The sequence below is a fragment of the Mesorhizobium sp. AR02 genome, assembly GCF_024746835.1.
In the GTDB taxonomy this organism is placed as follows: Bacteria; Pseudomonadota; Alphaproteobacteria; order Rhizobiales; family Rhizobiaceae; genus Mesorhizobium.
In genome coordinates, this window is record NZ_CP080531.1 from 2,378,827 (window position 1) to 2,399,265 (window position 20,439).

The following is a 20,439-nucleotide window of genomic DNA, read 5'->3' on the forward strand; positions in this document are numbered from 1 at the left end:
AAAACGAACCAGCCGGTGAACCGGCAAGTCACGGCTTCTTAGCGGAAGCTGGGGCGGGCTTCAACGGGCAATTGGCGATTGTGCAGCGTCCAGTGGGACGGTTGGTCCTCTGACGGGTGCGCTTGTTGGATATGGCGCTCCCCCTCTCCGTCTCGGCTTCGCCGAGCCACCTCTCCCCCACTCCGTGGGGGCGAGGAACCCAAGCTCGCCGGCCCCTCATTCCCCCGCCTCCCCCTTCACCGTCCGCCTTCTCGCGCCGCGCACGGCCCGCTTCACCTTCTTCGTACCCGCAAGCTCGTTCATCGCATCCAGCTGCATCTGCTGCATCTCGGCCAGGCGCGTCCATTGGCGGGAGATGAGGTAGTCGAGTTTTTCGTGCAGGTGGCGCACTTCGAGCTCGGCCTTGAGGTTGACGCGGTATTCGTTGAAGGAGCGCAGGCGGTCTTTCACCTCCTGGCGCTTCTGGCTCATCATGATGACCGGCGCCTGGATGGCGGCGATGCAGGAGAGCAGGAGGTTGAGCAGGATGAAGGGATAGGGGTCGAAGGCGCCGCCCATGCCCTCGAACAGATTGATGCCGATCCAGACCAGCAGCACGCTGGCAAACGAGATCAGGAACCACCAGCTGCCGCCGAAGGCGGCCATGTTGTCGGAGACGCGGTCGGGGAACGTCCGGTGCTCCTCGAATTCCTCTTCCGAGTTTTCGGAAATCGTGTCCTGCCTGGCGATCGATTCCACCACCTGGCGGTCGAGCTCGGAGAATTCGCCGTGCTCCTGCTGCAGCAGCTCCTCCATATAGCGCATGCGGTAGCGGCCGAGCTCCTCGCGGCTGATGCGGGCACCCCTGGGCAGGTCCGGGTGGTCTGCGTGAATGCGGTCGGCCAGGCTCGGGCGCAGCGTGTCGATGCGCACGAGATCGCGCTTGCGGAATTTGCGGCCCGAGATCGCCGACGGTTTTTTCCTGGGCTTTATCCGCGATGCGCCGGGGCCTGATGGTTCGGAGTCCGGCACTTCGGGCATGTCGAAATGCTCGTCGGAAACCTCGTGCAGGTCTTCTTGCGTGATCGGCGCCTCGAAATATTCGCCGCCGCTGTCGTTCTCATTGGCCGCCGCCTTCTGCTCGGACGTTTTGGGGACAGTGCTCATGGTGCGGGCTCCTGCTGTGGCGCTGTATATGAGGATACGCCGAGGTGGCGGGGCATATCCACCGTCGGTTTTCGCAGCCTATGCCATGGCTTCCGGACGATTGCGTGACAGTCTGACAACAATAGCCGGCTGCGGAGCTTTCGTGGGTTGGCCGAGGCCTCCCTGCTTCGTCATCCTCGGGTCTGCGCTGCGTGGCTGCGCTCCTTGCTCCGCCCGTGGATGACGAAGAGAAGGATGGCTCCGCTCCTCGCTGTTCACTCCTCACTGCTGTTCGGCGAACATCAGCCTGGTCTTGGTGGCATCCATGGTTGGCGACAGGCTGCGCTGGATCAGCGCCTCGACGTGGTCGTTGCGCTGGCGGGCTGAGTCGGCGCCCATCACCACCACGATCAGCTGGCGGCCGTCAGCATTGTAGGAGGTGACGATGTTGAAGCCGGAGGCCCTGATGTAGCCGGTCTTGATGCCGTCGACGCCGCGCACGCGGCCGAGCATGTCGTTGTGGCCGCGCACCAGCCTGCCGCGGAACATGAAATCGCTTTCGGAGAAATAGTGGAAGTGCTGGGGAAAGCGCTGGCGCAGCGCCATGCCGAGCACCGCCATGTCGCGCGCCGTGGTCATCTGGCTGTCGTCGGGCAAGCCGGATGCGTTGCGGAAGGTGGTGCTGGACATGCCGAGCGAGCGCGCCTTGGAGGTCATCATGGCGGCGAACTGGTCCTCCGAGCCGCCGAGATATTCGCCGACCGCCACCGCAACGTCATTGGCGGATTTGACGACGATGGCGCGGATGGCGGAATCGACATCGATCGTTTCGCCGCGCCGGAAGCGCATCTTGGTCGGCGGCTGCGAGGCGGCATGGTCGGAGACCGGGATCTGCGTTTCCTTGGTCACGCGGCCGGACTCCATTGCCTCGAACAGGAGGTAGAGCGTCATCATCTTGGTCAGCGAGGCCGGATAGCGCTGCGCCGTCGAATTGACTTCGAACATCTGCTTGCCGGTCCTGACGTCGACGACGATGGCCGCGTATTTCTGCGGCGGCGCGGGCACGGCGAGCACGGAGTCCGGCGGAGTCGTGGTCGAGCAGCCGGCGACTAGCAGCAACAAGCCGAGGGCGACGAAAACTCTCTGGAGGAGCGGAAAGGGACGCAGGTTGGACAAGGGCAGGACTGTTCTGGCGATGCTGTTGCTGAGATGAGGCGAAGCTAACGTAACGCGGTTGATGCGTCCATTTGGTTAATGGCGGTCATACAAAGGATTGTCGAGCCTTCGCAAGCTTGGGTTCCTCGCCCCACGAAAGTGGGGAGGGTCGATCCGCATAGCGGATCGGGGTGGGGGACGCCGGCGCCAGACCCCCACCCCGTCGAACGATCTCCGCTTCGCTTCGACCGCTCGCCGACCCTCCCCACAAGGGGGAGGTTGAGGCAAGCTGATGCGAAATGCGCGACATCACGCTTGCGCAAGCCGCGCCGAAAGGCTTCTGTTTGCGCCGTCAGATTCGGTGAGCACGCAATGACCACCAGCACGATCAAGGCCAGAGGTATTTCGGTTTCGCTCGACCTCATCGTCGGCCATATCGCCGACATGGTCGTCGAGAGTGGCGGGCGCCAGCTGAAGCCGTTGCACCGCGCGCCCTGGGTCGACGCAAGCGAGACGCTGCCGCAGGACCTGCCGCAAGGCACGGTCCGGCTCTCCGGCGATTTCCTTTGCGCGCCGTTTTCGCGCAGCGATGTCGAGGAGGCGCCGCTGCATGGCTGGACCGCCAACAGCGCCTGGGATGTCACCGAGAGCGGCGCGACGGAGAGCGGATGGCGCGCGGTCTTCCGGCTGCGGCACGAAGTCATGGGCGCCAGCGTCGACAAGATCTTCACGCTGATCGACGACCATCCCTTCCTCTACCAGGAACATGTGTTTTCCGGTGGGTCCGGCGCGATTTCCGTTGCCCACCACCCGATGACGGTGATGAAAGGCGGCGGCAGACTGGCTTTTTCGCCGAAGCGGTTCGCTGCCACACTGTCCGATCCGCTGGAGCCGGACCCCGCGCGCGGGCGCTTCATGCTGGCCTATCCGGCGCGCTCGGCGGACCTCAGGGATTTTCCCGCCGCCGGCGGTGGTACGCTCGACCTGATGCAATACCGCATGAACGACCGGCGCGAGGATTTCATCACCCTGGTCGAGGCCGACCATGGCGGACCGGGCTGGACGGCGCTGGCGCGCCAGGCCGAGGACGATCTCGTGCTGGTGCTGAAAAACCCGGCCGAGCTGCCGATCACCATGCTGTGGTTCAGCAACAGCGGGCGCGACTACGCGCCGTGGAGCGGCCGGCACCTCGGCGTGCTCGGCATCGAGGACGGCCGCGCCGCTGTCGGCCATGCCGCCTCGATCGGCGACAACTGGCTGAAGCGCGAAGGGGTGGCGACCGCCTTTGCGCTCGGCGAAGGCCACAGCTTTTCGTTCCGACACATCATCGGCGCCCTGCCTCTGTCAGGCGGCCAACCACCACGGGAGATCACCACGGCCAACGGCCAGATGCGGCTCTCGGCCGGCGGCTCCACCAGGGAAGTGCCGTTCGACAGCGCGTTCCTGCGCATTGGTCAGCCTGTTGCCGCCTGAGCGGGGATTGCGCGACCGCGGGGTTTGAAATTTCCGCCAACTGCCGCCAAGATATGGCGGAAACATCACGCCGACCATCAGGGCAAGTGAGGTTCCCATGTCCGAAATCGCCCACCTAGCCGCCACCATCTTCAAGCGCGCCGGCAAGGCAAAACGCTTCATCGTCGCCATCGCCGGGCCGCCGGGGGCGGGAAAGTCGACATTGTCGGCCGGCCTGCACGACCTTTTGCCGGAAGGAGCGGTGGAAGTCGTGCCGATGGACGGCTTCCACTATGACGACATCGTGCTCAACGCGCGTGGCCTGCGGGCGCGGAAGGGCGCACCGGAAACCTTCGACTTCGCCGGTTTCGAAACCCTGATCAAGCGCATCCGGGCCGGCGAACCCGACATCGCGATTCCCGTCTTCGACCGCAGCATGGAACTGTCGCGCGCCGCCGCGGCAATCGTCGGCACCGAGACCAAATTCATTCTGGTCGAAGGCAATTACCTGCTGCTCGACGAGGAGCCGTGGTCGCGGCTGGCGCCGCTGTTCGATTTCTCGATCTTCGTCGATGTGCCGCGCAATGAACTCGAGCGCCGCCTGATGGAGCGCTGGCACGGCCATGGCCGTTCCGATGCGGAGGCGCGCGCCTGGATCGCGTCCAACGACATGCCCAACATCGAACGTGTGCTGGCACGGCGCCGGGCCGCCGACCTGGTCATTGGTTAACACGCTTAATTTTCGGTATTTTTTGACGGGAACCTTAAGAGTTTCACGCCGTTATGCCTGAGAAACCGTTTGTCCGGCGTAAGGGATTTTCCAATGGCAACCAAGGCAAGAAAACCCGCGAAGACGAGGCCTGCGAAGGCAACTCAAGCGAAGGCCGGTGCTGGCCCAGCGATTGCCGAACGCTCGAAAGACGCCAAGGGCGCTTTCGGCAAGGCCGCACCCAGGAAGGTCGTGCCGGCCGCGAAGACCGCCAGCCCGCGCAAACCGGCGCCCGCCAAGCCCGGTGCCGTTCGGACGGCGGCGAACATTGCCGCCGGCGCTGTGGTCGCAACCGCGCGTGGTGCCGTCTCGCTGGCCGCCTCCGTGATCGGCAGGGGCGGCTCGAAAGCCAAGGCGAAGTAGCAGGCCCGCATCGTCCGGCCTGACATCTTCTACCAAGGCAATGGCCCTAATGCGATAGGCCCGTTTCAGCCCCTTGCAGGAATGGTCAGGCCCTTCTGCACCGCCGGCCGGGCCAGGCCGCGCTCCAGCCATGCAGCGACATTGGCGAAATCATCGAAACCGACGAGGTCGCGCGCTTCATAGAAGCCTATCAGGTTGCGCACCCAGCCGAGCAGCGAGATGTCGGCGATGGTGTAGTCATTGTCCATAATCCATTTGCGGCCCTTGAGCCTGCGGTCAAGCACGCCGAGCAGCCGCCGCGATTCGTCGCGATAGCGCTCCAGCGGCCGTTTATCGGCGATCTCGCGGCCGGCGAATTTGTGAAAGAAGCCGACCTGGCCGAACATCGGCCCGACCGACGCCATCTGGAAGAACACCCACTGGATCGTCTCGTAGCGCCGCGCCGCGTCCGCCGGGATGAGCAGGCCGGTCTTTTCGGCGAGGTAGAGCAGGATGGCGCCGGATTCGAACAGGCCGATCGGCTTGCCGTCCGGGCCGTTGGGATCGATGATCGCCGGGATCTTGCCATTGGGATTGAGCGACAGGAACTCCGGCGTCCAGCTCTCGTCCTTGCCGATGTTGATCAGATGCGGCTCATAGGGCAGGCCGATCTCCTCCAGGGCGATCGATACCTTCACACCATTCGGCGTCGTTGCCGAGTAGAGCTGGATCTGGTCGGGATGTTTGGCCGGCCAACGGGTGGTGATCGGAAAGGCGGACAGGTCGGCCATTGAAAACTCCTGAGCGGGGGATTTTGCGCCGAGCGGCGCGGTGTTGGCGGGTCGGCCAAGAATTAGGCGCTCGGCCAAGCAGGATCAATATGGCGGCGCCAGTTTGACCGCCCGGGATCAGATGGCCTTGAATGCCAGCACCGCGTTGGTGCCGCCGAAAGCGAAACCGTTGCTGATCGCGGCGCGCACCTTGCGCTCACGCGCGACATTGGGTGTCACATCGAGATCGCAATCGGGATCGGGCTCGCGGTAATTCGCGGTCGGCGGCACGACGCCTTCGCGGATGGCCATGACGCAGGCGATCATCTCCAGTCCGCCCGACGCGCCCAGGCAATGGGCATGCATCGATTTGGTCGAGGAGACCGACAGCGAGCGCGCATGCTCGCCAAAGACGCGCTTGATCGCGATGGTCTCGATCTGGTCGTTGGCCTTGGTGCCGGTGCCGTGGGCGTTGAGATAATCGATGTCCTCGGGATTGAGCCCGGCATCGGCGAGACAGAAACGCATCGCCGCTTCCGGCCCCTCGACGGTCGGAGCGACGATGTCGGAGGCATCGGCCGAAAGGCCGGCGCCAGCGATTTCGGCGAGGATGGTGGCGCCACGCGCCATGGCGTGATCATAGCTTTCCAGAACCGCCATGCCGGCGCCTTCGCCGAGCACCAGGCCCTGGCGGTCGGCCGAGAACGGCCGGCAGGTGTCGGGCGACAGCACGCGCAATGCCTCCCAGCCCTTGAGCACGCCCCAGACCAGCGGCGCATCGGTGCCGCCGGCCACCATGACATCGGCGCGGCCGAGCCTGATCTGGTCGACCGCCGAGGCGATGGCATGGTTGGCCGACGAGCAGGCCGAAGTGACGCCGAACACCGGCCCACGCAGGCCAAGGTGCATGCTGACCTGGCCGGCGGCGGCGCCCGGCATGACCCTGGGCACGGTGAAGATGCCGGCGCGATTCTTGCCCTCTACCAGGATGGCGCGATAATTCTCTTCGACCGTCTCAAAGCCGCAGACGCCGACGCCGACAATGGTCCCCATGCGATAGGTGTTGTCGGCATGCGCAGCCAATCCGGACTGTTGCATGGCTTCGCGGGCGGCAATCGTGGCCAGCAGGCTGAAGCGGTCCATCGACACCAACTGCTTGCGCTCGATGCCGTGATCGGGCAGCGCCTTGATCTCGCAGCCGGTCCTGACCTTCAGATCGTGCAGGGAATGATTCTCGATCGGGCCTATCGCCGAACGGCCGGCGCGCATCTCGCCCCAGATGGCCGGCACATCGGTGCCGAGCCCGCATATCCCGCCAAGGCCGGTGATGACGACGCGTTTCAGCATTCGGTCAGGCTTTTTTCGCGATCAGCGCGCGAACGGCCTCGACCATGTCGCCAACATTCTTCAGATTGCTCCAGGCATCGACCGTGTTCATCTCGATCTCGATGCCATACTGCTCCTCGAGATCGAAGATGATCTCCGTCAACTCGAGCGAATGGATGCCGAGCGACGTCAATTCGGTGCTGGTGGTGATTTCCTCACCGCCCGGCTCGGCATGGGCCTTGATCTTCTCGATGATATCCGTTGCCAGTTGGTCAGCCATTCGGTCTCTTCCCCACTTTGTCGTTTCCCGACGCCAACTGAACAGCGCCTTCTTATCCTCGATATCAGGCCGCGATCGTCGCCTTCTACCCCCGCCAAGCATCGCCTGACCGTATCGAGGTGGCTCCCTCTATAGAAACGGAAACGCCATCAAGCAACAAGCTATATATCGACAAAACCGCCGCAGTGCTTAACCTGACGGCGTGGATACGATCGAATATACCAAGTTTTCGGCTCCCTTGGCCCAGCGCGCCGCGGGTCTGGCGCAGCTGGGCTGCGCCAGCGCGAACGGCCGCACGCGGCTGCGGCGCCTCTATCAGGACGGCTCCGCCAAGATAAGGCTGCCGGCCGTTTCGGCCGATCCGCTGGAGGCGGTGCTGATCAACACCGCCGGTGGATTGACCGGCGGCGACCGCATCGGCTGGGATGTGGATGTCGGCACAGAAGCCTCGGCGTCGATAACGACGCAGGCCTGCGAGAAGGTCTATCGCGCCGCATCCGACCAGGCCGAAGTGCGGGTCAAGCTGAGCGTCGGCGAAAACGGCCGTATCGCCTGGCTGCCGCAGGAAACCATCGTCTTCGACCGGGCGGCCTTTGCCCGCACATTGGATGTCGAGCTTGCCGCAGGGGCCGAGGCGCTGGTGCTGGAGGCCACCGTCTTCGGTCGCCTGGCCATGGGCGAACGCGCCGCGCAAGGTATCTTTCGTGACCGCTGGCGTGTTCGCCAGGATGGCTTCCTCATCCATGCCGAGGATTTCCGCATCGGGCCTGATATCGCCGCTGCACTCGCCCGTCCGGGGGCCGCCGGCGGCGCGATCGCGGTGGCCACGCTGCTGCTGGTGTCGGCGCAGGCCGAGGCTCTGCTCGACCCGGTCCGGGAGATCATCGGCGACCAGGGCGGCGCCAGCGCCTGGAGCGTGAGGGCATCTGGCAAGCTTCTTGCGAGGCTTTACGCCGAGGACGGCTACCAACTGCGCCAGCGGCTGGTTCCGCTCGTCGGATTGCTCAACGGAAAGGCGGGGCTGCCCAAATTATGGTCACTGTGATTCTGTCTGCCTCATCTTTGGAAACCGCATGAACCTGACGCCGAGGGAAAAAGACAAGCTGCTGATCGCCATGGCGGCGATCGTGGCACGCAAGCGGCTGGAGCGCGGCGTCAAGCTCAACCATCCGGAAGCGATCGCGCTGATCACCGATTTCGTCGTCGAAGGTGCCCGCGACGGCCGCCCGGTGGCCGAACTGATGGAAGCCGGCGCCCATGTCGTCACCCGCGCGCAGGTGATGGAGGGCATCGCCGAAATGATCCATGACGTGCAGGTGGAAGCGACCTTCCCCGACGGCACCAAGCTGGTGACCGTGCACGAACCCATCCGGTGAGGAGGCCGAGGATGCTCGAGCTGCGCCCAAACTGCGAATGCTGCGACAAGGACCTGCCGCCCGAGGCGGCGGATGCGCTGATCTGCACCTTCGAGTGCACTTTTTGCGCCGATTGTGTGGAACATGTGCTGGACGGCGTCTGCCCCAATTGCGGCGGCAATTTTTCCGCCCGGCCGATCCGTCCCGCCGCGATGCTGAAGAAATATCCGGCTTCGACCAAGCGCGTCCTCAAGGCCGAGGGCTGCGGCCCGCGCAAAGCCGCGTGAATACCGTGACACTGGAAATGGAAGGCAAATGGAAATGATCCCTGCCAAACGACTGTCCCTCTCGGCGATCCTGTTTCTGGCCGCGGCCATGCCCGCCTACGCCCATGTCGGCATCGGTATGACGTCGTCCTTCACGGCCGGCTTCATGCATCCTCTGTCCGGCCTTGATCATATGACCGTGATGGTCACCGTCGGGTTGTGGGCTGCGCTCAAGGGCGGCAGGGCGATCTGGGCGTGGCCGGCCGCCTTTGTCGGTGTCATGCTGGGTGGCGCGGCCCTTGGCATGGCGCATGTGCCGGTGCCCTTCGTCGAGCCTGGCATACTGGCCTCCGTCGTGGCGCTTGGCCTGCTGGTGGCGCTGGCCATCGATCTGCCCGTCGCGGCCGGTGTCGCCATTATCGGCCTGTTCGCGCTGTTCCACGGTCACGCCCATGGCACCGAAGTGCCGGAAAATGCCGGCGGCCTTGAATACATGGCCGGCTTTACCGTCGCCACCGCGCTGCTTCATGCCACCGGCATCGCCGCCGGGCTTGGCCTTGGCATGAGGTTCCGTGGTCTGGCCCGCGCCGCGGGTGCGGCCTGCGCGGCGATCGGTGTCGGCCTCGCCTTCGGCGTTGTGTGATCTCAGATGATCCCAGGCGAAATCATTCCCGTCCAAGGCGACATCGAGCTCAACAAGGGCTTACCGACCATCACCCTGAAAGTCGCCAACAGCGGCGACCGGCCGATCCAGGTCGGCAGCCACTACCATTTCTTCGAAACCAATGAGGGGCTGAAATTCGACCGGGAACGGGCGCGCGGCATGCGCCTCGACATCGCCGCCGGCACCGCCATGCGCTTCGAGCCGGGCCAGGAACGCGACGTCACGCTGGTGCCGCTCGGCGGCAAGCGCGAGGTCTATGGGTTCCAGCAGAAGGTGATGGGCAAGCTGTGATACCGGTGGCGTCGAGCGCTCGCGGACGCACGATGCGGCGGACGGACCGGATACCGGCCCGCCGCGCTGGCTTATCAGCTGGCCTTTTTGGTGATCAGGGTCAGCGCGCCATTGGGCTGCATGCTGGCAGCGACCACCTGCGCCGAGGTCATTCCCTTGGCCTCGAGCGCGGACTTCACCTTGGGGGTGGCGTCGATCGAGCTGCGCAGTTTCTGCAGGCCGGCGTTGCCACGCTGGGCGATCACCTGATTGACCTGCGTCTGGGTATCCTTCGGCAGTTCGGTGATGTCGACGATGTTGACACTCTGGATCGCCGGCGCGGCCTGCTGACCGCCGGGGGCGGGCGTCGTCGCCTTGGGGGCAGGCGTGGCCGGAGCGGGCTGTTGGGCGGGTTGCTGCTGGGCACTGGCGGCACCGGCCAGCATCAGGCTGGCAGCGGCTGCAAGAATTATCGTTTTGCGCATGGATTTTCCTTCCGTCGATTTGGCAAATGGTCGTTTTGGGGTGACCCCGTAACCTCAACCGCCAAATCGGATCAGAAGGTGTCGCCCAGCGGGTCATTGCGTGACCATTGGATGGCGGCAATGTGCAGCCCAACCACATCGCATTTCGGGAGCAATCGCTGATGGCCAGAATCACCCGCGCCACCTACGCCCAGATGTACGGCCCGACCGTCGGCGACAAGGTCAGGCTGGCAGACACCGAACTCTTCATCGAGGTTGAAAAGGACCTCACCATTCACGGTGAAGAAGTGAAATTCGGCGGCGGCAAGGTCATCCGCGACGGCATGGGCCAGAGCCAGGTGTCCCGTGCCCAGGGCGCGGTCGACACCGTCATCACCAACGCCCTGGTGATCGACGCATCCGCAGGCATCTTCAAGGCCGATATCGGCCTCAAGGACGGCCGCATCGCGGCAATCGGCAAGGCCGGCAATCCAGACACGCAAGACGGTGTCACCATCATCATCGGTCCCGGTACCGAAATCATCGCCGGCGAGGGCAAGATCCTGACATCAGGCGGTTTCGACGCGCATATCCACTTCATCTGCCCGCAGCAGATCGAGGAAGCGCTGATGAGCGGCATCACCACCATGCTCGGCGGCGGCACTGGCCCGGCGCATGGCACGCTGGCCACAACCTGCACGCCGGGGCCCTGGCATATGGCCCGGATGATCCAGTCCTTCGATGCCTTTCCGATGAACATCGGCCTGTCGGGCAAGGGCAATGCGTCGCTGCCGGCGGCACTCGAGGAAATGGTGCTGGGCGGCGCCTGCTCGCTGAAGCTGCATGAGGATTGGGGCACGACGCCGGCTGCCATCGACTGCTGCCTGTCGGTCGCCGACGACTACGACGTGCAGGTGATGATCCACACCGACACGCTGAATGAATCCGGCTTCGTCGAAAACACGGTGGCGGCGATCAAGGGCCGTACCATCCACGCCTTCCACACCGAGGGTGCGGGCGGCGGCCATGCGCCCGACATTATCAAGATCTGCGGCCTGCCCAACGTCATCCCGTCGTCGACCAATCCGACAAGGCCCTACACCGTCAACACGCTGGCCGAGCATCTCGACATGCTGATGGTCTGCCACCATCTGTCGCCGTCGATCCCCGAGGACATCGCCTTTGCCGAGAGCCGCATCCGCAAGGAGACGATCGCGGCGGAGGATATCTTGCACGACATCGGCGCCTTCTCGATCATCTCGTCGGACAGCCAGGCCATGGGCCGTGTCGGTGAAGTGGCGATCCGCACCTGGCAGACCGCCGACAAGATGAAGCGCCAGCGCGGCTCGCTGCCGCAGGAAACCGGCAACAACGACAATTTCCGCGTCCGCCGCTACATCGCCAAATACACCATCAACCCGGCCATCGCGCATGGGCTATCGAAAGACATCGGCTCGATCGCCGTCGGCAAACGCGCTGACCTGGTGCTGTGGAACCCGGCCTTCTTCGGTGTGAAACCGGACATGGTGCTGGTCGGCGGCATGATTGCCGCCGCTCCGATGGGCGACCCCAACGCCTCGATCCCGACCCCGCAGCCAATGCATTACCGGCCGATGTTCGGCGCCTACGGCAAGGCCAGGACCAACTCGTCGGTGACCTTTGTTTCAAAGGCAGCACTCGAGTCCGGCCTGCATGGCCGGCTCGGCGTCGACAAGCAATTCGTCGCCGTCGAAAACACCCGTGGCGGCATCGGCAAGCATTCGATGGTGCTCAACGACGCCACGCCGCATGTCGAGGTCGATCCCGAGACCTATGAGGTGCGCGCCGATGGCGAGTTGCTGACCTGCGAGCCGGCGACGGTGCTGCCGATGGCGCAGCGGTATTTTCTGTTTTAAGGCCGCTTCCCAGGTTAAGATTCATGAATTCGGTCAAATGCCTCCGACCGAAAAATGCGTGCATTTCGTCAACTGTTGGCGCAAAACCGTACGCGGCTTGTCAACTTCGGCACCGACACTGTTCCGCTGGATCGCCTGATCGACCACGTCGTTTGCATCCAACTTGGAAATCCGGGGCCTTTGGAGCAATATAAGCTGCATGAACAAGATTTTTCGAAAACAGCAATTGACGCCCTTCGAGGTCGATTATGCTCAGTGGTGCGCCGAGCAGGGCGCGCTGTTGCGCGAAGGTCGTCTGTCCGACCTCGACCGCGAGAATCTTGCCGAGGAGATCGAGAGCTTGGGGCGGAGCGACAAGAGAGAAATCGCGAACAGGCTTGGCACGCTGCTTTTGCATTTGCTGAAGTGGCAGTTCCAGGAAGAGCAGCGCAAGGCGGGCTGGCTGCTTACAATCCGAGAGCAGCGGCATCGAATCAGGAAGCTGGTCGACGAAAGCCCTAGTTTGAAGACCTATCCGCAAACTCAGATTGCCGACGAATTCGCGTTCGCACGGCTCAAGGCGATTGACGAAACAGGCTTGCTTGAAAAGCATTTTCCGATCGATTGTCCATATCCAATCGCCGACATTCTCAATCAGGATTTTCTCCCAGGCGAGCCATCGATGCCGAACCAAACTGTTCGAGATTAGCGGGAAGCTGACCCGCCAGAGTACCGAAGCACCGCAATATGCGGGCATGAAAAGCGCATTGTGATCAGGCATGGCCAGCGAAATAGCCTCCCCCCACGACATCTTCCCACATATCCGCATCGTCATGGGCATGGTGATCGGGCTTGGCGTCGCCCGCCTGCTGTCGGGGGTGGCGCGCATCGTCCAGCATCCCGGCCAGTACCGCCTCTATCCCGTCCACCTGGCCTGGGTCGCCTCGGTGCTGCTGATGCTGGTGCATTTCTGGTGGTGGGAGTTCGGGCTTTACGCCATCGAGACATGGACCTTCGGCAAATACCTGTTCATCATCTTCTACGCGATCACGCTGTTCCTGCTCTGTGCGCTGCTGTTTCCCGATTCGATGCTGGACTACACCAGCTATGAGGATTTCTTCTATTCACGCCGCGCCTGGTTCTTCGGCCTGCTGGCCGCCACCTATCTGCTCGATGTGGTCGATACGCTGCTGAAAGGGCCGGAGCATTTCGCCCGCTTCGGCAACGAATATCTGTTCCGCACGCCGGTCTTCGTCGCGCTCTGCATTGCCGCGATCGCGGTGCGCGACCGCCGCTTCCACATTGCCTTCGTCGCGGCGGCGCTGATCTACCAGATATCGTTCATCCTGCGGCTCTTCGACACGATCGTATGACGGCTGCGGATCGGCTAGGCTTCCCGGGAAAGTAGGTTTCGCATGTACAAAGCCATCGGATCGCGGGGATCCCGGGTCAGCCGCGTTCTCTGGATGCTCGAGGAACTCGGGCAGCCCTATGAATTCGTCGAGGTTCATCTGCGCTCGCCGGAGGCCTATGCGCTCAACCCGTCGGGCAAGGTGCCAATCCTCATCGACGGCGAGCTGACGGTGACGGATTCGGCGGCGATCTGCGTCTACCTGGCCGATAAGCACGCCGACAAGGGGATGGGCGCCGATCCGGGTGTCGCCGGCCGTGCCGAGATGGATTCCTGGATGCATTTTGCCCAGAGCGAGTTCGAGGCACCGCTGTGGAACAAGCTGCGCCACCGCTTCCTGCTGCCGAAGGGAGTGCGGGTCGATGTCGGCCCCGCGGCGGCCTACGATTTCGCCTCGGAGACCAAGGCGCTGGACCGCCGGCTTGGCGACAAAACGTTTGCGCTCGGCGAGCGGTTTTCCGCCGTCGACGTGCTGCTGGGCGACATGGGCGGCTGGGCCCGTGCCGGAAAATTTCCGATCGAGTCCGACCGCGTCAACGCCTATCTCGACCGCGTGCTTTCGCGGCCCGCCCGCGCACGGGCGCAGGCCAACGGAGGTTCCATGAAATGAAGCTCAACCTGAACACCGACTTCACCAAATTCCCCCGCGCCGTCTCCGTATTGCTCGCCGGCGATGCCGGGACCGAGGCACCATCCGGTCGTGCGATCCTGCCTCATGACGAGCGGCATCTGCGCCGCCGCGCCATCGAACTTGCCGACGGGAGCAAGGTGCTGGTCGACCTGCCCGAACCGGTTGCCTTGAACGATGGCGACCGGCTGGTGCTGGAGGATGGCCGCCATATCGAGATCCTTGCCGCGCCGGAAGAGGTCTATGACATCCGCGCCCGCGACGGCGTGCATCTGACCGAACTTGCCTGGCATATCGGCAACCGTCATCTCGCCGCGGGCATCGAAGCGGATCGCATCGTCATCCTGCGCGACCATGTCATCAAGGCGATGCTTGAAGGGCTCGGCGCCACGGTGCGCGAGGTTTTCGAACCGTTCAAGCCGGTGCGCGGCGCCTATTCCGGCCATGGCGGCGGACATGGTCATGATCACAGCCATGCCGAGGCGCATGCGCATAGCCATGGTGAGGCACACTCCCACTCGCACAGCGAATCGCATTCCCATTCGCACGGTCATGCTGGCCACCACCACGATCATGACTGACCAGCCCTCGAACATCGCTGTGCTGCGGCTGATGGCGTGGCTGTCGCCGGCCTTTCCGGTCGGCGGTTTTGCCTATAGCCATGGTCTTGAGCGCGCGGTGCATGACGGGCTGGTGGCCGATGCCGGGAGCCTGGCCAACTGGCTGGAAACGCTGATCGAAATGGGCTCGGGCTGGAACGATGCCGTGCTGTTTGCCGAGAGCTGGCGCCGCGCCCGCAACGCTGGCGATCTCGACGAAGTGGCCGCCCTGGCCGAGGCGCTCGCCGGCTCACGCGAGCGCCACACCGAGACCATGCTGCAAGGTGCGGCCTTCCTGAAGGCCGCCGCCGCCTGGCCCAATCCTGTGCTGGAGCGCTTGCCGTCGGATTGCGCCTATTGCGTCGTCGTCGGCGCTGTCGCCGGCGGCAATAGCATTGCGCTGCAGGACGCGCTGTCCGCCTTCCTGCAAGCCTTCTTCTCCAATCTCGTCCAGGCGGCGATCAGGCTCAGTGTCGTCGGGCAAAGCGAGGCCACCACACTTCTGGCCGGCTTCGAGCCGTTGGCGCTCTCGACTGCCGCCCGCGCGGCCCGTTCGACATTGGACGATCTCGGCGGCTGCGCCTTCGTCTCCGACGTCATGGCGATGAAGCACGAAACCCAGTATTCGCGGCTGTTCCGCTCATGAGCGTCCTCGCCTTTGTTCTCTCCTTGGTCCTGCTGCTGATCACCGCGCTGCATGTCTATTGGGGCATTGGCGGCATCTGGCCGGGCCGAGATGCAGCCTCTTGCGCCCGCGCCGTCGTCGGCTTTCGCGGCGTTGACGAAATGCCGACGCCGTTCGCCAGTTTCGCCGTTGCCGCCTGTCTCGGCCTGGCGACGCTCTGGCCGCTGGCGCTCATCGGCTTCTTTGCCTCGCCCTTCCCCAGGGAAGGCCTTGCCGCCACCGCGCTGCTCATCGGGCTGGTGTTCCTGGGGCGCGGCATTGCCGGCTTCACGCCGTGGTGGCGGCGGCTGGCGCCCGAGCAGCCTTTCGCCCGGCTCGATACCAGCTATTATTCGCCGCTCTGCCTGCTGATCGGGCTCGGCTTCGCCATCCTTGCCATCATGGAGTTCCCGACATGACCCAAGCTAACGGTCCTCTTCGCATCGGCATTGGCGGTCCCGTCGGCTCCGGCAAGACGACGCTCACCGAGAAGCTCTGCAAGGCGCTGCGCGACGAGTTCTCCATCGCCGTCGTCACCAACGACATCTACACCAGGGAAGACGCCATGATGCTGGCCCGGCTGCAGGCGCTGCCCGAGGAGCGCATCGTCGGCGTCGAGACCGGCGGCTGCCCGCATACCGCCATTCGCGAGGACGCTTCGATCAATTTGCAGGCGATCGCCGAACTCAACCGGAAATTTCCCGATCTCGACATCATCTTCATCGAATCCGGCGGCGACAATCTTGCCGCCACCTTCTCGCCGGACCTTGCGGATCTGACGCTCTATGTCATCTCGGTCTGCCAGGGCGAAGAAATCCCGAGGAAGGGCGGGCCGGCGATCACCCGCTCCGATTTCCTGATCATCAACAAGAGCGATCTGGCGCCCTATGTGAACGTCAACCTCGACGTCATGGAGAGCGATGCCGCCCGCATGCGCGGCAAGCGGCCGTTCGGCTTCACCGATCTGTCGCGCGGCAAGGGGCTGCAGGAGGTCATCGACTTCATCGTCGAGCATGGTGGGCTGCGGGCCGGCACGGCCACCAGCACGGCGGCCTGAATATGAAGACGCCCGGGTGCTTTGTTCGCACGGATCGTTGCCTGTCTTGGAGGTTGATACCGCGATCGCGTGTTAGGCTAATGGTCGAGCCTTCACGCGCACTTCTTGCGTTCGGCTACCTCGACGCCAAGCCGGAATGCCTGGCCATCCGCATAGGAACGGGCGTAACTTTCAGCCTCGAACGGGAAGGTCAGCGTGTAAAAGCAGGCGGCGACGACGCATCTCTTATTTACAGTCGATAAATTATTCAGCGTCTGAACAACGGAATATTCGCGTTTCTGACGTATCTCCTATCGGTAATGCGTGGACGAGAATGGATGGCGAACTGGTTCAGATCCGACCCCTTTATGAAGGGTGCGCTGGTGATGATAGCACTGGCGCTTTGCTGTATTTGGATGGCCATCGCCTCGCTTGATCCTGACTGGAACGTTCATTCTTGGCCAGCGCATCTTGTGGCGCTAATGCCGCCGATGGCCCGATTTGCTTTTCACGCAGCTTTGGCCCTTTTCTGCGGGCTTGTTGGAATTGGGCTTGCCCGGATCAGGCTTAATGTCGATCAAGTCCAAATCAGAATGGACGGGATACGCGCAAAGAGCGTGCTAGGTTGGCAAGATGCACGTTGGGCTGACATTGATCACATTCTCTATCGCGCCACGACCGCGTTTCCGGCAATCGCGGTAGTTCGGAAGAACCCCACGGTCATGGACCACCTATTGCTGAGGAGCAGGTTCGGGGTGTTACTTAGCCCAGATGCCTACGACCGCACCCTCCGGCAAGTCCCTCCCCAATATACGAAGCTCCTGCGCGCCTATCAGTGACGTGGAAAGCCGATAGGTCATTGAAGCCGTCAAATTCGGATGTGGAGACGGACAGCCTGCACCAATCGAAACCGGTTGCGGGCAGGAGTTGGTCGCGGCATTCTTGCCAAAATTGGAGATTTCGAGATGAGCATTGCCCGCCTGCAGAAAGAGCCGCTGACCAATCTGCCCTTCTACGAGGAGCGCGTCGATCTCGCCTGTGCTTTTCGCTGGACGGCGCGGCTCAACATGCATGAGGCGGTGGCCAACCATTTCTCGCTGGCGGTCAACGAGGACGGCACGCAGTTCCTGATGAACCCCAACCAGGTGCATTTCTCGCGCATCAGGGCGAGCGACCTTTTGCTCATCGACGCCAACGATCCGAACACGCTATCCGGCCCCAATGCGCCGGACCCGACGGCCTGGGGCCTGCACGGCGCCATCCATCGCAATGTGCCGCATGCGCGCTGTGTCATGCATGTCCATTCGATCCATGCCACCGTGCTGGCCTCGCTCGCCGACTCGACATTGCCGCCGATCGACCAGAATTCGGCGATGTTCTTCAACCGCCATGTCGTCGACGCCCATTATGGCGGGCTGGCCTTCGAGGAAGAGGGCGAGCGCTGCTCGCAGCTTCTCGTCGATCCCAAGGTCAAGGTGATGGTGATGGGCAATCACGGCGTGCTGGTGATCGGTGACACTGTCGCCGATGCCTTCAACCGCATGTTCTATTTCGAGCGCGCAGCCGAGACCTACATCAAGGCGCTGTGGACCGGCCGCCCGCTGCGCACGCTGTCCGACGCGATCGCCGAGAAAGCGGCAAGCGAGATGGATGATTATCCCGGCCAGGCCGAGCGTCATCTCGCCGAGTTGAAGGCGATCCTCGACGAGCAGGAACCGGTTTACCGGAACTGAAGGGTTGGAACTTATTAGTTCGTCGCAATTCCGGACGGAAAACCGTTTCACACCTTTCCTGGAATTGCTTAAAGCCCGACTTCTCGGCGCAGTTCCTCGGCGCTGTTGATGACGATGGCGCCGGGCGGTCCTTCCATCGGCTTTTCCGGCCAGAAGATCGTCTTCATGCCCGCCGCCAGCCCCGCCATGGCGCCCGGCCAGCTGTCGTCGACCGCCACGGCGTGTGCGGGATCGACACCGGCCAGATAGGCGGCGCGCAGGAAGGGTTCGGCGTGCGGCTTGCCTTCGCGCACGTCGTTGCGGCTGATCGTCTTCATGCCGGGATAAATGAGGCCGACCATGCGCAGATTGGCGTCGACGATCATCCGGTCCGAATTGGAGACCACCGCCTGCTGCACGCCAAGCGCTCGTAATTCATTGAAGACCTCGATTGCGCCCAGGCGCGGCTTCAAGCCCTCGACCAGCGGCAGATAGTGCTCGTATTTGCGCATGATCCAATCGTCGAAGGGAAGGTCCAGGCCGAACTCGTCGCGCATCATTTCATAGACCGGCCAGGCGGCGACGCCGAGCACGCGCTCATGCAGGTCGGCAGGCGGCTTGAGACCGACATTGCGCATCGCCGCCACCAGGGCCGCCTCGTGCAGCGGCTCGCTGTCGACCAGCGTGCCGTCCATGTCCCAGAAAACCGCCTTCGGTGTCATGCAGCGCTCCTTTTGCGATCCCCTTAAAGGGTTTGCGCCGGGAGATAAACCGTCGGGATCGCAGAAGGTGGCTGCGACCGGAACCAAAGCCGCCCTGTTCTGTGCGATCAGAGATTGCCCGCAGGAAAATCCCAGTCGCGCAGATGCAAACAATTGCCCTCGAGATTGACAATTGCGCAGACCGCCGTTCCCTGCGAAACTAGGAGCGGACCGCCTTGATGACCGGCGGCCCTGGGAGGCAGGACGTGAATACCCGGCAGGATGGCGGCAGCAACAGGCTGGACGACGCGGCGCGCGCCGGCTGGCTCTATTATGTTGCCGGCAACACACAGGACCAGATCGCCACCACGCTCGGCATCTCGCGGCAGACGGCGCAGCGGCTGGTGTCGCTGGCGGTATCGGAAGGCCTGATCAAGGTCCGTGTCGACCATCCGATCGCCAACTGCCTTGACCTCGCGGCCCGGCTGAGATCGCGCTTCGCGCTCGATCTGGTCGAGGTGGTGCCGAGCGATCCGAATTCATCCTCCACCACCATCGGTATCGCCGAGGCGGCGGCAGCCGAGATCGAGCGGCGGCTGCGCTCGCCGACGCCGATCGTCATGGGCATTGGCACCGGGCGCACGCTGAAAGCGGCGATCGAACAATTGCCGCCGATGGAATGCCCGCAGCACAAGGTAGTGTCCTTGACCGGCAACATTTCGCCTGATGGTTCGGCCGCCTTCTACAACGTCATCTTCACCATGGCCGACCGGGTCAAGGCGCGCTCCTTCCCGATGCCACTGCCGGTCATCGCCTCCTCGCCGCAGGAGCGCGAGATGCTGCTCAACCAGCCGATGATCCAGCCGACGCTGGCGCTTGCGGCGGAAGCCGACGTCACCTTCATCGGCATCGGCGATCTCGGTCCGAAGGCGCCGCTCTATGAGGATGGTTTCATTTCCGAAAGCGAGTTGAAGGCGCTGCAGAAGGCAGGCGGCATCGCCGAGATCGTCGGCTGGGTGTTCGACAGGGAAGGCCGCATGATCGAAGGCATCACCAATGACCGGGTGTCGTCGGCATCGCTGCCGTCGCGAGAGAAGTCACTGGTCATTGCGCTGGCCATGGGCGAGCGCAAGCTGCCGGGAATCCTGGCGGCCGTGAATCGCCGGCTGGTCAATGGGCTCATCACCGATGAGCGGACGGCGACCGCCCTGCTGGCCAGCATCTGATCCGAAATCGCGGCCGCTCGCCGCTGCGGCCGCTGCTTTGCGATAAAGCCCACAATTCTATCTGTGCCTGCCAAAGGGGTCGTTGCCATCAAGGAAACCGACGTCACGCTGCAGATGCGGCGACAGGTCCCTGATGTCGAGATGCGCCCTTTTTCTGATCGCGAACCAGCCGAATCCATCCGTAAGCCACGAAATCCAGCGGTGATCCGGAGCGGGAGTGCATTTTTGCTGCGCCATGGTCATGATCGTGAACCTTCGCTATCCTGAACCCGAGAGACGGGTTGACACTGAATGTCGGTCTTGCCGGCCAGCTTTGCCAATCGAACGTCGATAAGGACCCATAAGGAGGC

At 63.4% G+C, this 20,439-nt stretch carries 27 protein-coding genes; 19 read left to right on the forward strand and 8 right to left on the reverse strand.

The features are described 5' to 3' along the window. Positions 1–216: 216 nt before the first annotated feature. Both DBIPINDM_RS15475 and DBIPINDM_RS15480 read right to left on the reverse strand, forming a co-directional pair. The gene (locus DBIPINDM_RS15475; protein ID WP_258588062.1) at positions 217–1,146 is read right to left on the reverse strand and encodes a DUF1003 domain-containing protein; all 930 of its coding nucleotides are present in this window, start codon (positions 1,144–1,146) and stop codon (positions 217–219) included. Positions 1,147–1,407: 261 nt separating this feature from the next. After that, complete coding sequence (locus tag DBIPINDM_RS15480) at positions 1,408–2,301, reverse strand: D-alanyl-D-alanine carboxypeptidase family protein (protein ID WP_258588063.1); 894 nt, start codon at positions 2,299–2,301, stop codon at positions 1,408–1,410. 351 nt (positions 2,302–2,652) lie between these two features. Between DBIPINDM_RS15480 and DBIPINDM_RS15485 the strand changes: the two genes are divergently transcribed. From DBIPINDM_RS15485 to DBIPINDM_RS15495, 3 genes are all read left to right on the forward strand, one after another. After that, positions 2,653–3,753 carry a hypothetical protein gene (locus DBIPINDM_RS15485; RefSeq protein WP_258588064.1) on the forward strand — a complete coding sequence of 367 codons (1,101 nt, stop codon included), beginning with the start codon at positions 2,653–2,655 and terminating at the stop codon, positions 3,751–3,753. 97 nt (positions 3,754–3,850) lie between these two features. Continuing rightward, entirely contained in the window at positions 3,851–4,462 is a 612-nt protein-coding gene (locus DBIPINDM_RS15490) for a nucleoside triphosphate hydrolase (protein WP_258588065.1), read from the forward strand. Positions 4,463–4,555: 93 nt separating this feature from the next. Then, positions 4,556–4,864, forward strand: coding sequence for a hypothetical protein (locus tag DBIPINDM_RS15495; protein WP_258588066.1), 309 nt, complete (start codon positions 4,556–4,558; stop codon positions 4,862–4,864). A gap of 65 nt (positions 4,865–4,929) precedes the next feature. On the opposite strand, the gene DBIPINDM_RS15500 is transcribed toward DBIPINDM_RS15495, so the two are convergent. From DBIPINDM_RS15500 to DBIPINDM_RS15510, 3 genes are all read right to left on the reverse strand, one after another. After that, on the reverse strand, positions 4,930–5,634 hold the full coding sequence (locus tag DBIPINDM_RS15500; protein ID WP_258588067.1) for a glutathione S-transferase family protein: 705 nt from the start codon (positions 5,632–5,634) through the stop codon (positions 4,930–4,932). A gap of 117 nt (positions 5,635–5,751) precedes the next feature. Next, a complete protein-coding gene (locus DBIPINDM_RS15505; RefSeq protein ID WP_258588068.1) occupies positions 5,752–6,960 on the reverse strand; it encodes a beta-ketoacyl-[acyl-carrier-protein] synthase family protein in 1,209 nt (402 codons plus the stop codon). A 4-nt stretch (positions 6,961–6,964) separates the two neighbouring features. After that, entirely contained in the window at positions 6,965–7,219 is a 255-nt protein-coding gene (locus DBIPINDM_RS15510; RefSeq protein WP_010912831.1) for an acyl carrier protein, read from the reverse strand. A 202-nt stretch (positions 7,220–7,421) separates the two neighbouring features. Between DBIPINDM_RS15510 and DBIPINDM_RS15515 the strand changes: the two genes are divergently transcribed. The 5 genes from DBIPINDM_RS15515 to DBIPINDM_RS15535 are packed head-to-tail and all read left to right on the forward strand — an operon-like array spanning position 7,422 to position 9,795. After that, positions 7,422–8,264, forward strand: a complete 843-nt coding sequence (locus DBIPINDM_RS15515; RefSeq protein ID WP_258588069.1) for an urease accessory protein UreD — start codon at positions 7,422–7,424, stop codon at positions 8,262–8,264. A gap of 28 nt (positions 8,265–8,292) precedes the next feature. After that, the gene (locus DBIPINDM_RS15520; RefSeq protein ID WP_023693076.1) at positions 8,293–8,595 is read left to right on the forward strand and encodes an urease subunit gamma; all 303 of its coding nucleotides are present in this window, start codon (positions 8,293–8,295) and stop codon (positions 8,593–8,595) included. Positions 8,596–8,606: 11 nt separating this feature from the next. Beyond that, positions 8,607–8,861, forward strand: coding sequence for a DUF1272 domain-containing protein (locus DBIPINDM_RS15525; RefSeq protein ID WP_140744074.1), 255 nt, complete (start codon positions 8,607–8,609; stop codon positions 8,859–8,861). 34 nt (positions 8,862–8,895) lie between these two features. Next, entirely contained in the window at positions 8,896–9,483 is a 588-nt protein-coding gene (locus DBIPINDM_RS15530; protein WP_258589280.1) for a HupE/UreJ family protein, read from the forward strand. A 6-nt stretch (positions 9,484–9,489) separates the two neighbouring features. Continuing rightward, entirely contained in the window at positions 9,490–9,795 is a 306-nt protein-coding gene (locus DBIPINDM_RS15535) for an urease subunit beta (protein WP_258588070.1), read from the forward strand. Positions 9,796–9,869: 74 nt separating this feature from the next. On the opposite strand, the gene DBIPINDM_RS15540 is transcribed toward DBIPINDM_RS15535, so the two are convergent. Next, entirely contained in the window at positions 9,870–10,259 is a 390-nt protein-coding gene (locus DBIPINDM_RS15540) for a hypothetical protein (RefSeq protein ID WP_258588071.1), read from the reverse strand. A gap of 161 nt (positions 10,260–10,420) precedes the next feature. On the opposite strand from DBIPINDM_RS15540, the gene ureC reads away from it, so the two are divergent. From ureC to DBIPINDM_RS15590, 10 genes are all read left to right on the forward strand, one after another. Next, a complete protein-coding gene (gene ureC, locus DBIPINDM_RS15545; protein WP_416361759.1) occupies positions 10,421–12,133 on the forward strand; it encodes an urease subunit alpha in 1,713 nt (570 codons plus the stop codon). A gap of 199 nt (positions 12,134–12,332) precedes the next feature. After that, entirely contained in the window at positions 12,333–12,821 is a 489-nt protein-coding gene (locus tag DBIPINDM_RS15550) for a DUF29 domain-containing protein (RefSeq protein WP_258588072.1), read from the forward strand. Between the two features lie 70 nt (positions 12,822–12,891). Then, on the forward strand, positions 12,892–13,485 hold the full coding sequence (locus DBIPINDM_RS15555) for a hypothetical protein (RefSeq protein WP_258588073.1): 594 nt from the start codon (positions 12,892–12,894) through the stop codon (positions 13,483–13,485). A 42-nt stretch (positions 13,486–13,527) separates the two neighbouring features. Next, on the forward strand, positions 13,528–14,133 hold the full coding sequence (locus DBIPINDM_RS15560; protein ID WP_258588074.1) for a glutathione S-transferase family protein: 606 nt from the start codon (positions 13,528–13,530) through the stop codon (positions 14,131–14,133). Next, positions 14,130–14,732 carry an urease accessory protein UreE gene (locus DBIPINDM_RS15565; protein WP_258588075.1) on the forward strand — a complete coding sequence of 201 codons (603 nt, stop codon included), beginning with the start codon at positions 14,130–14,132 and terminating at the stop codon, positions 14,730–14,732. Before DBIPINDM_RS15560 ends, DBIPINDM_RS15565 begins: the two co-directional genes overlap by 4 nt. Continuing rightward, the gene (locus tag DBIPINDM_RS15570) at positions 14,725–15,396 is read left to right on the forward strand and encodes an urease accessory protein UreF (protein WP_258588076.1); all 672 of its coding nucleotides are present in this window, start codon (positions 14,725–14,727) and stop codon (positions 15,394–15,396) included. The genes DBIPINDM_RS15565 and DBIPINDM_RS15570 overlap by 8 nt, the downstream gene beginning before the upstream one ends. Next, positions 15,393–15,833 carry a DUF3995 domain-containing protein gene (locus tag DBIPINDM_RS15575; RefSeq protein WP_258588077.1) on the forward strand — a complete coding sequence of 147 codons (441 nt, stop codon included), beginning with the start codon at positions 15,393–15,395 and terminating at the stop codon, positions 15,831–15,833. The genes DBIPINDM_RS15570 and DBIPINDM_RS15575 overlap by 4 nt, the downstream gene beginning before the upstream one ends. Beyond that, positions 15,830–16,471, forward strand: a complete 642-nt coding sequence (ureG, locus tag DBIPINDM_RS15580) for an urease accessory protein UreG (protein ID WP_258588078.1) — start codon at positions 15,830–15,832, stop codon at positions 16,469–16,471. Before DBIPINDM_RS15575 ends, ureG begins: the two co-directional genes overlap by 4 nt. A gap of 317 nt (positions 16,472–16,788) precedes the next feature. After that, on the forward strand, positions 16,789–17,289 hold the full coding sequence (locus DBIPINDM_RS15585) for a hypothetical protein (RefSeq protein ID WP_258588079.1): 501 nt from the start codon (positions 16,789–16,791) through the stop codon (positions 17,287–17,289). A 126-nt stretch (positions 17,290–17,415) separates the two neighbouring features. Beyond that, positions 17,416–18,183 carry a class II aldolase and adducin N-terminal domain-containing protein gene (locus DBIPINDM_RS15590; protein WP_258588080.1) on the forward strand — a complete coding sequence of 256 codons (768 nt, stop codon included), beginning with the start codon at positions 17,416–17,418 and terminating at the stop codon, positions 18,181–18,183. Between the two features lie 68 nt (positions 18,184–18,251). Here DBIPINDM_RS15590 and DBIPINDM_RS15595 read toward each other — a convergent pair whose 3' ends face one another. Beyond that, positions 18,252–18,884: an HAD family hydrolase gene (locus DBIPINDM_RS15595; RefSeq protein ID WP_258588081.1), complete on the reverse strand. Its 633-nt coding sequence runs from the start codon at positions 18,882–18,884 to the stop codon at positions 18,252–18,254. A 245-nt stretch (positions 18,885–19,129) separates the two neighbouring features. Here DBIPINDM_RS15595 and DBIPINDM_RS15600 point away from each other — a divergent pair, with 245 nt between their 5' ends. Continuing rightward, positions 19,130–20,089 (forward strand): sugar-binding transcriptional regulator, encoded by a 960-nt coding sequence (locus DBIPINDM_RS15600; RefSeq protein WP_258588082.1) that lies wholly within the window; start codon positions 19,130–19,132, stop codon positions 20,087–20,089. Positions 20,090–20,146: 57 nt separating this feature from the next. On the opposite strand, the gene DBIPINDM_RS15605 is transcribed toward DBIPINDM_RS15600, so the two are convergent. Next, positions 20,147–20,332 carry a hypothetical protein gene (locus DBIPINDM_RS15605; protein WP_095203037.1) on the reverse strand — a complete coding sequence of 62 codons (186 nt, stop codon included), beginning with the start codon at positions 20,330–20,332 and terminating at the stop codon, positions 20,147–20,149. Positions 20,333–20,439: the final 107 nt, after the last annotated feature.

Bases quoted from the DNA above. Each gene is read 5' to 3' on its own strand.
- DBIPINDM_RS15590 (WP_258588080.1), top strand. From the start codon at position 17,416: ATGAGCATTGCCCGCCTGCAGAAAGAGCCGCTGACCAATCTGCCCTTC.
- DBIPINDM_RS15585 (WP_258588079.1), top strand. From the start codon at position 16,789: ATGGCGAACTGGTTCAGATCCGACCCCTTTATGAAGGGTGCGCTGGTG.
- DBIPINDM_RS15475 (WP_258588062.1), bottom strand. From the start codon at position 1,146: ATGAGCACTGTCCCCAAAACGTCCGAGCAGAAGGCGGCGGCCAATGAG.
- DBIPINDM_RS15485 (WP_258588064.1), top strand. From the start codon at position 2,653: ATGACCACCAGCACGATCAAGGCCAGAGGTATTTCGGTTTCGCTCGAC.
- DBIPINDM_RS15495 (WP_258588066.1), top strand. From the start codon at position 4,556: ATGGCAACCAAGGCAAGAAAACCCGCGAAGACGAGGCCTGCGAAGGCA.
- DBIPINDM_RS15555 (WP_258588073.1), top strand. From the start codon at position 12,892: ATGGCCAGCGAAATAGCCTCCCCCCACGACATCTTCCCACATATCCGC.
- DBIPINDM_RS15525 (WP_140744074.1), top strand. From the start codon at position 8,607: ATGCTCGAGCTGCGCCCAAACTGCGAATGCTGCGACAAGGACCTGCCG.
- DBIPINDM_RS15550 (WP_258588072.1), top strand. From the start codon at position 12,333: ATGAACAAGATTTTTCGAAAACAGCAATTGACGCCCTTCGAGGTCGAT.
- DBIPINDM_RS15540 (WP_258588071.1), bottom strand. From the start codon at position 10,259: ATGCGCAAAACGATAATTCTTGCAGCCGCTGCCAGCCTGATGCTGGCC.
- DBIPINDM_RS15575 (WP_258588077.1), top strand. From the start codon at position 15,393: ATGAGCGTCCTCGCCTTTGTTCTCTCCTTGGTCCTGCTGCTGATCACC.
- DBIPINDM_RS15490 (WP_258588065.1), top strand. From the start codon at position 3,851: ATGTCCGAAATCGCCCACCTAGCCGCCACCATCTTCAAGCGCGCCGGC.
- ureG (WP_258588078.1), top strand. From the start codon at position 15,830: ATGACCCAAGCTAACGGTCCTCTTCGCATCGGCATTGGCGGTCCCGTC.
- DBIPINDM_RS15520 (WP_023693076.1), top strand. From the start codon at position 8,293: ATGAACCTGACGCCGAGGGAAAAAGACAAGCTGCTGATCGCCATGGCG.
- DBIPINDM_RS15605 (WP_095203037.1), bottom strand. From the start codon at position 20,332: ATGACCATGGCGCAGCAAAAATGCACTCCCGCTCCGGATCACCGCTGG.
- DBIPINDM_RS15570 (WP_258588076.1), top strand. From the start codon at position 14,725: ATGACTGACCAGCCCTCGAACATCGCTGTGCTGCGGCTGATGGCGTGG.
- DBIPINDM_RS15510 (WP_010912831.1), bottom strand. From the start codon at position 7,219: ATGGCTGACCAACTGGCAACGGATATCATCGAGAAGATCAAGGCCCAT.
- DBIPINDM_RS15560 (WP_258588074.1), top strand. From the start codon at position 13,528: ATGTACAAAGCCATCGGATCGCGGGGATCCCGGGTCAGCCGCGTTCTC.
- DBIPINDM_RS15595 (WP_258588081.1), bottom strand. From the start codon at position 18,884: ATGACACCGAAGGCGGTTTTCTGGGACATGGACGGCACGCTGGTCGAC.
- DBIPINDM_RS15530 (WP_258589280.1), top strand. From the start codon at position 8,896: ATGATCCCTGCCAAACGACTGTCCCTCTCGGCGATCCTGTTTCTGGCC.
- DBIPINDM_RS15500 (WP_258588067.1), bottom strand. From the start codon at position 5,634: ATGGCCGACCTGTCCGCCTTTCCGATCACCACCCGTTGGCCGGCCAAA.
- ureC (WP_416361759.1), top strand. From the start codon at position 10,421: ATGGCCAGAATCACCCGCGCCACCTACGCCCAGATGTACGGCCCGACC.
- DBIPINDM_RS15505 (WP_258588068.1), bottom strand. From the start codon at position 6,960: ATGCTGAAACGCGTCGTCATCACCGGCCTTGGCGGGATATGCGGGCTC.
- DBIPINDM_RS15565 (WP_258588075.1), top strand. From the start codon at position 14,130: ATGAAGCTCAACCTGAACACCGACTTCACCAAATTCCCCCGCGCCGTC.
- DBIPINDM_RS15535 (WP_258588070.1), top strand. From the start codon at position 9,490: ATGATCCCAGGCGAAATCATTCCCGTCCAAGGCGACATCGAGCTCAAC.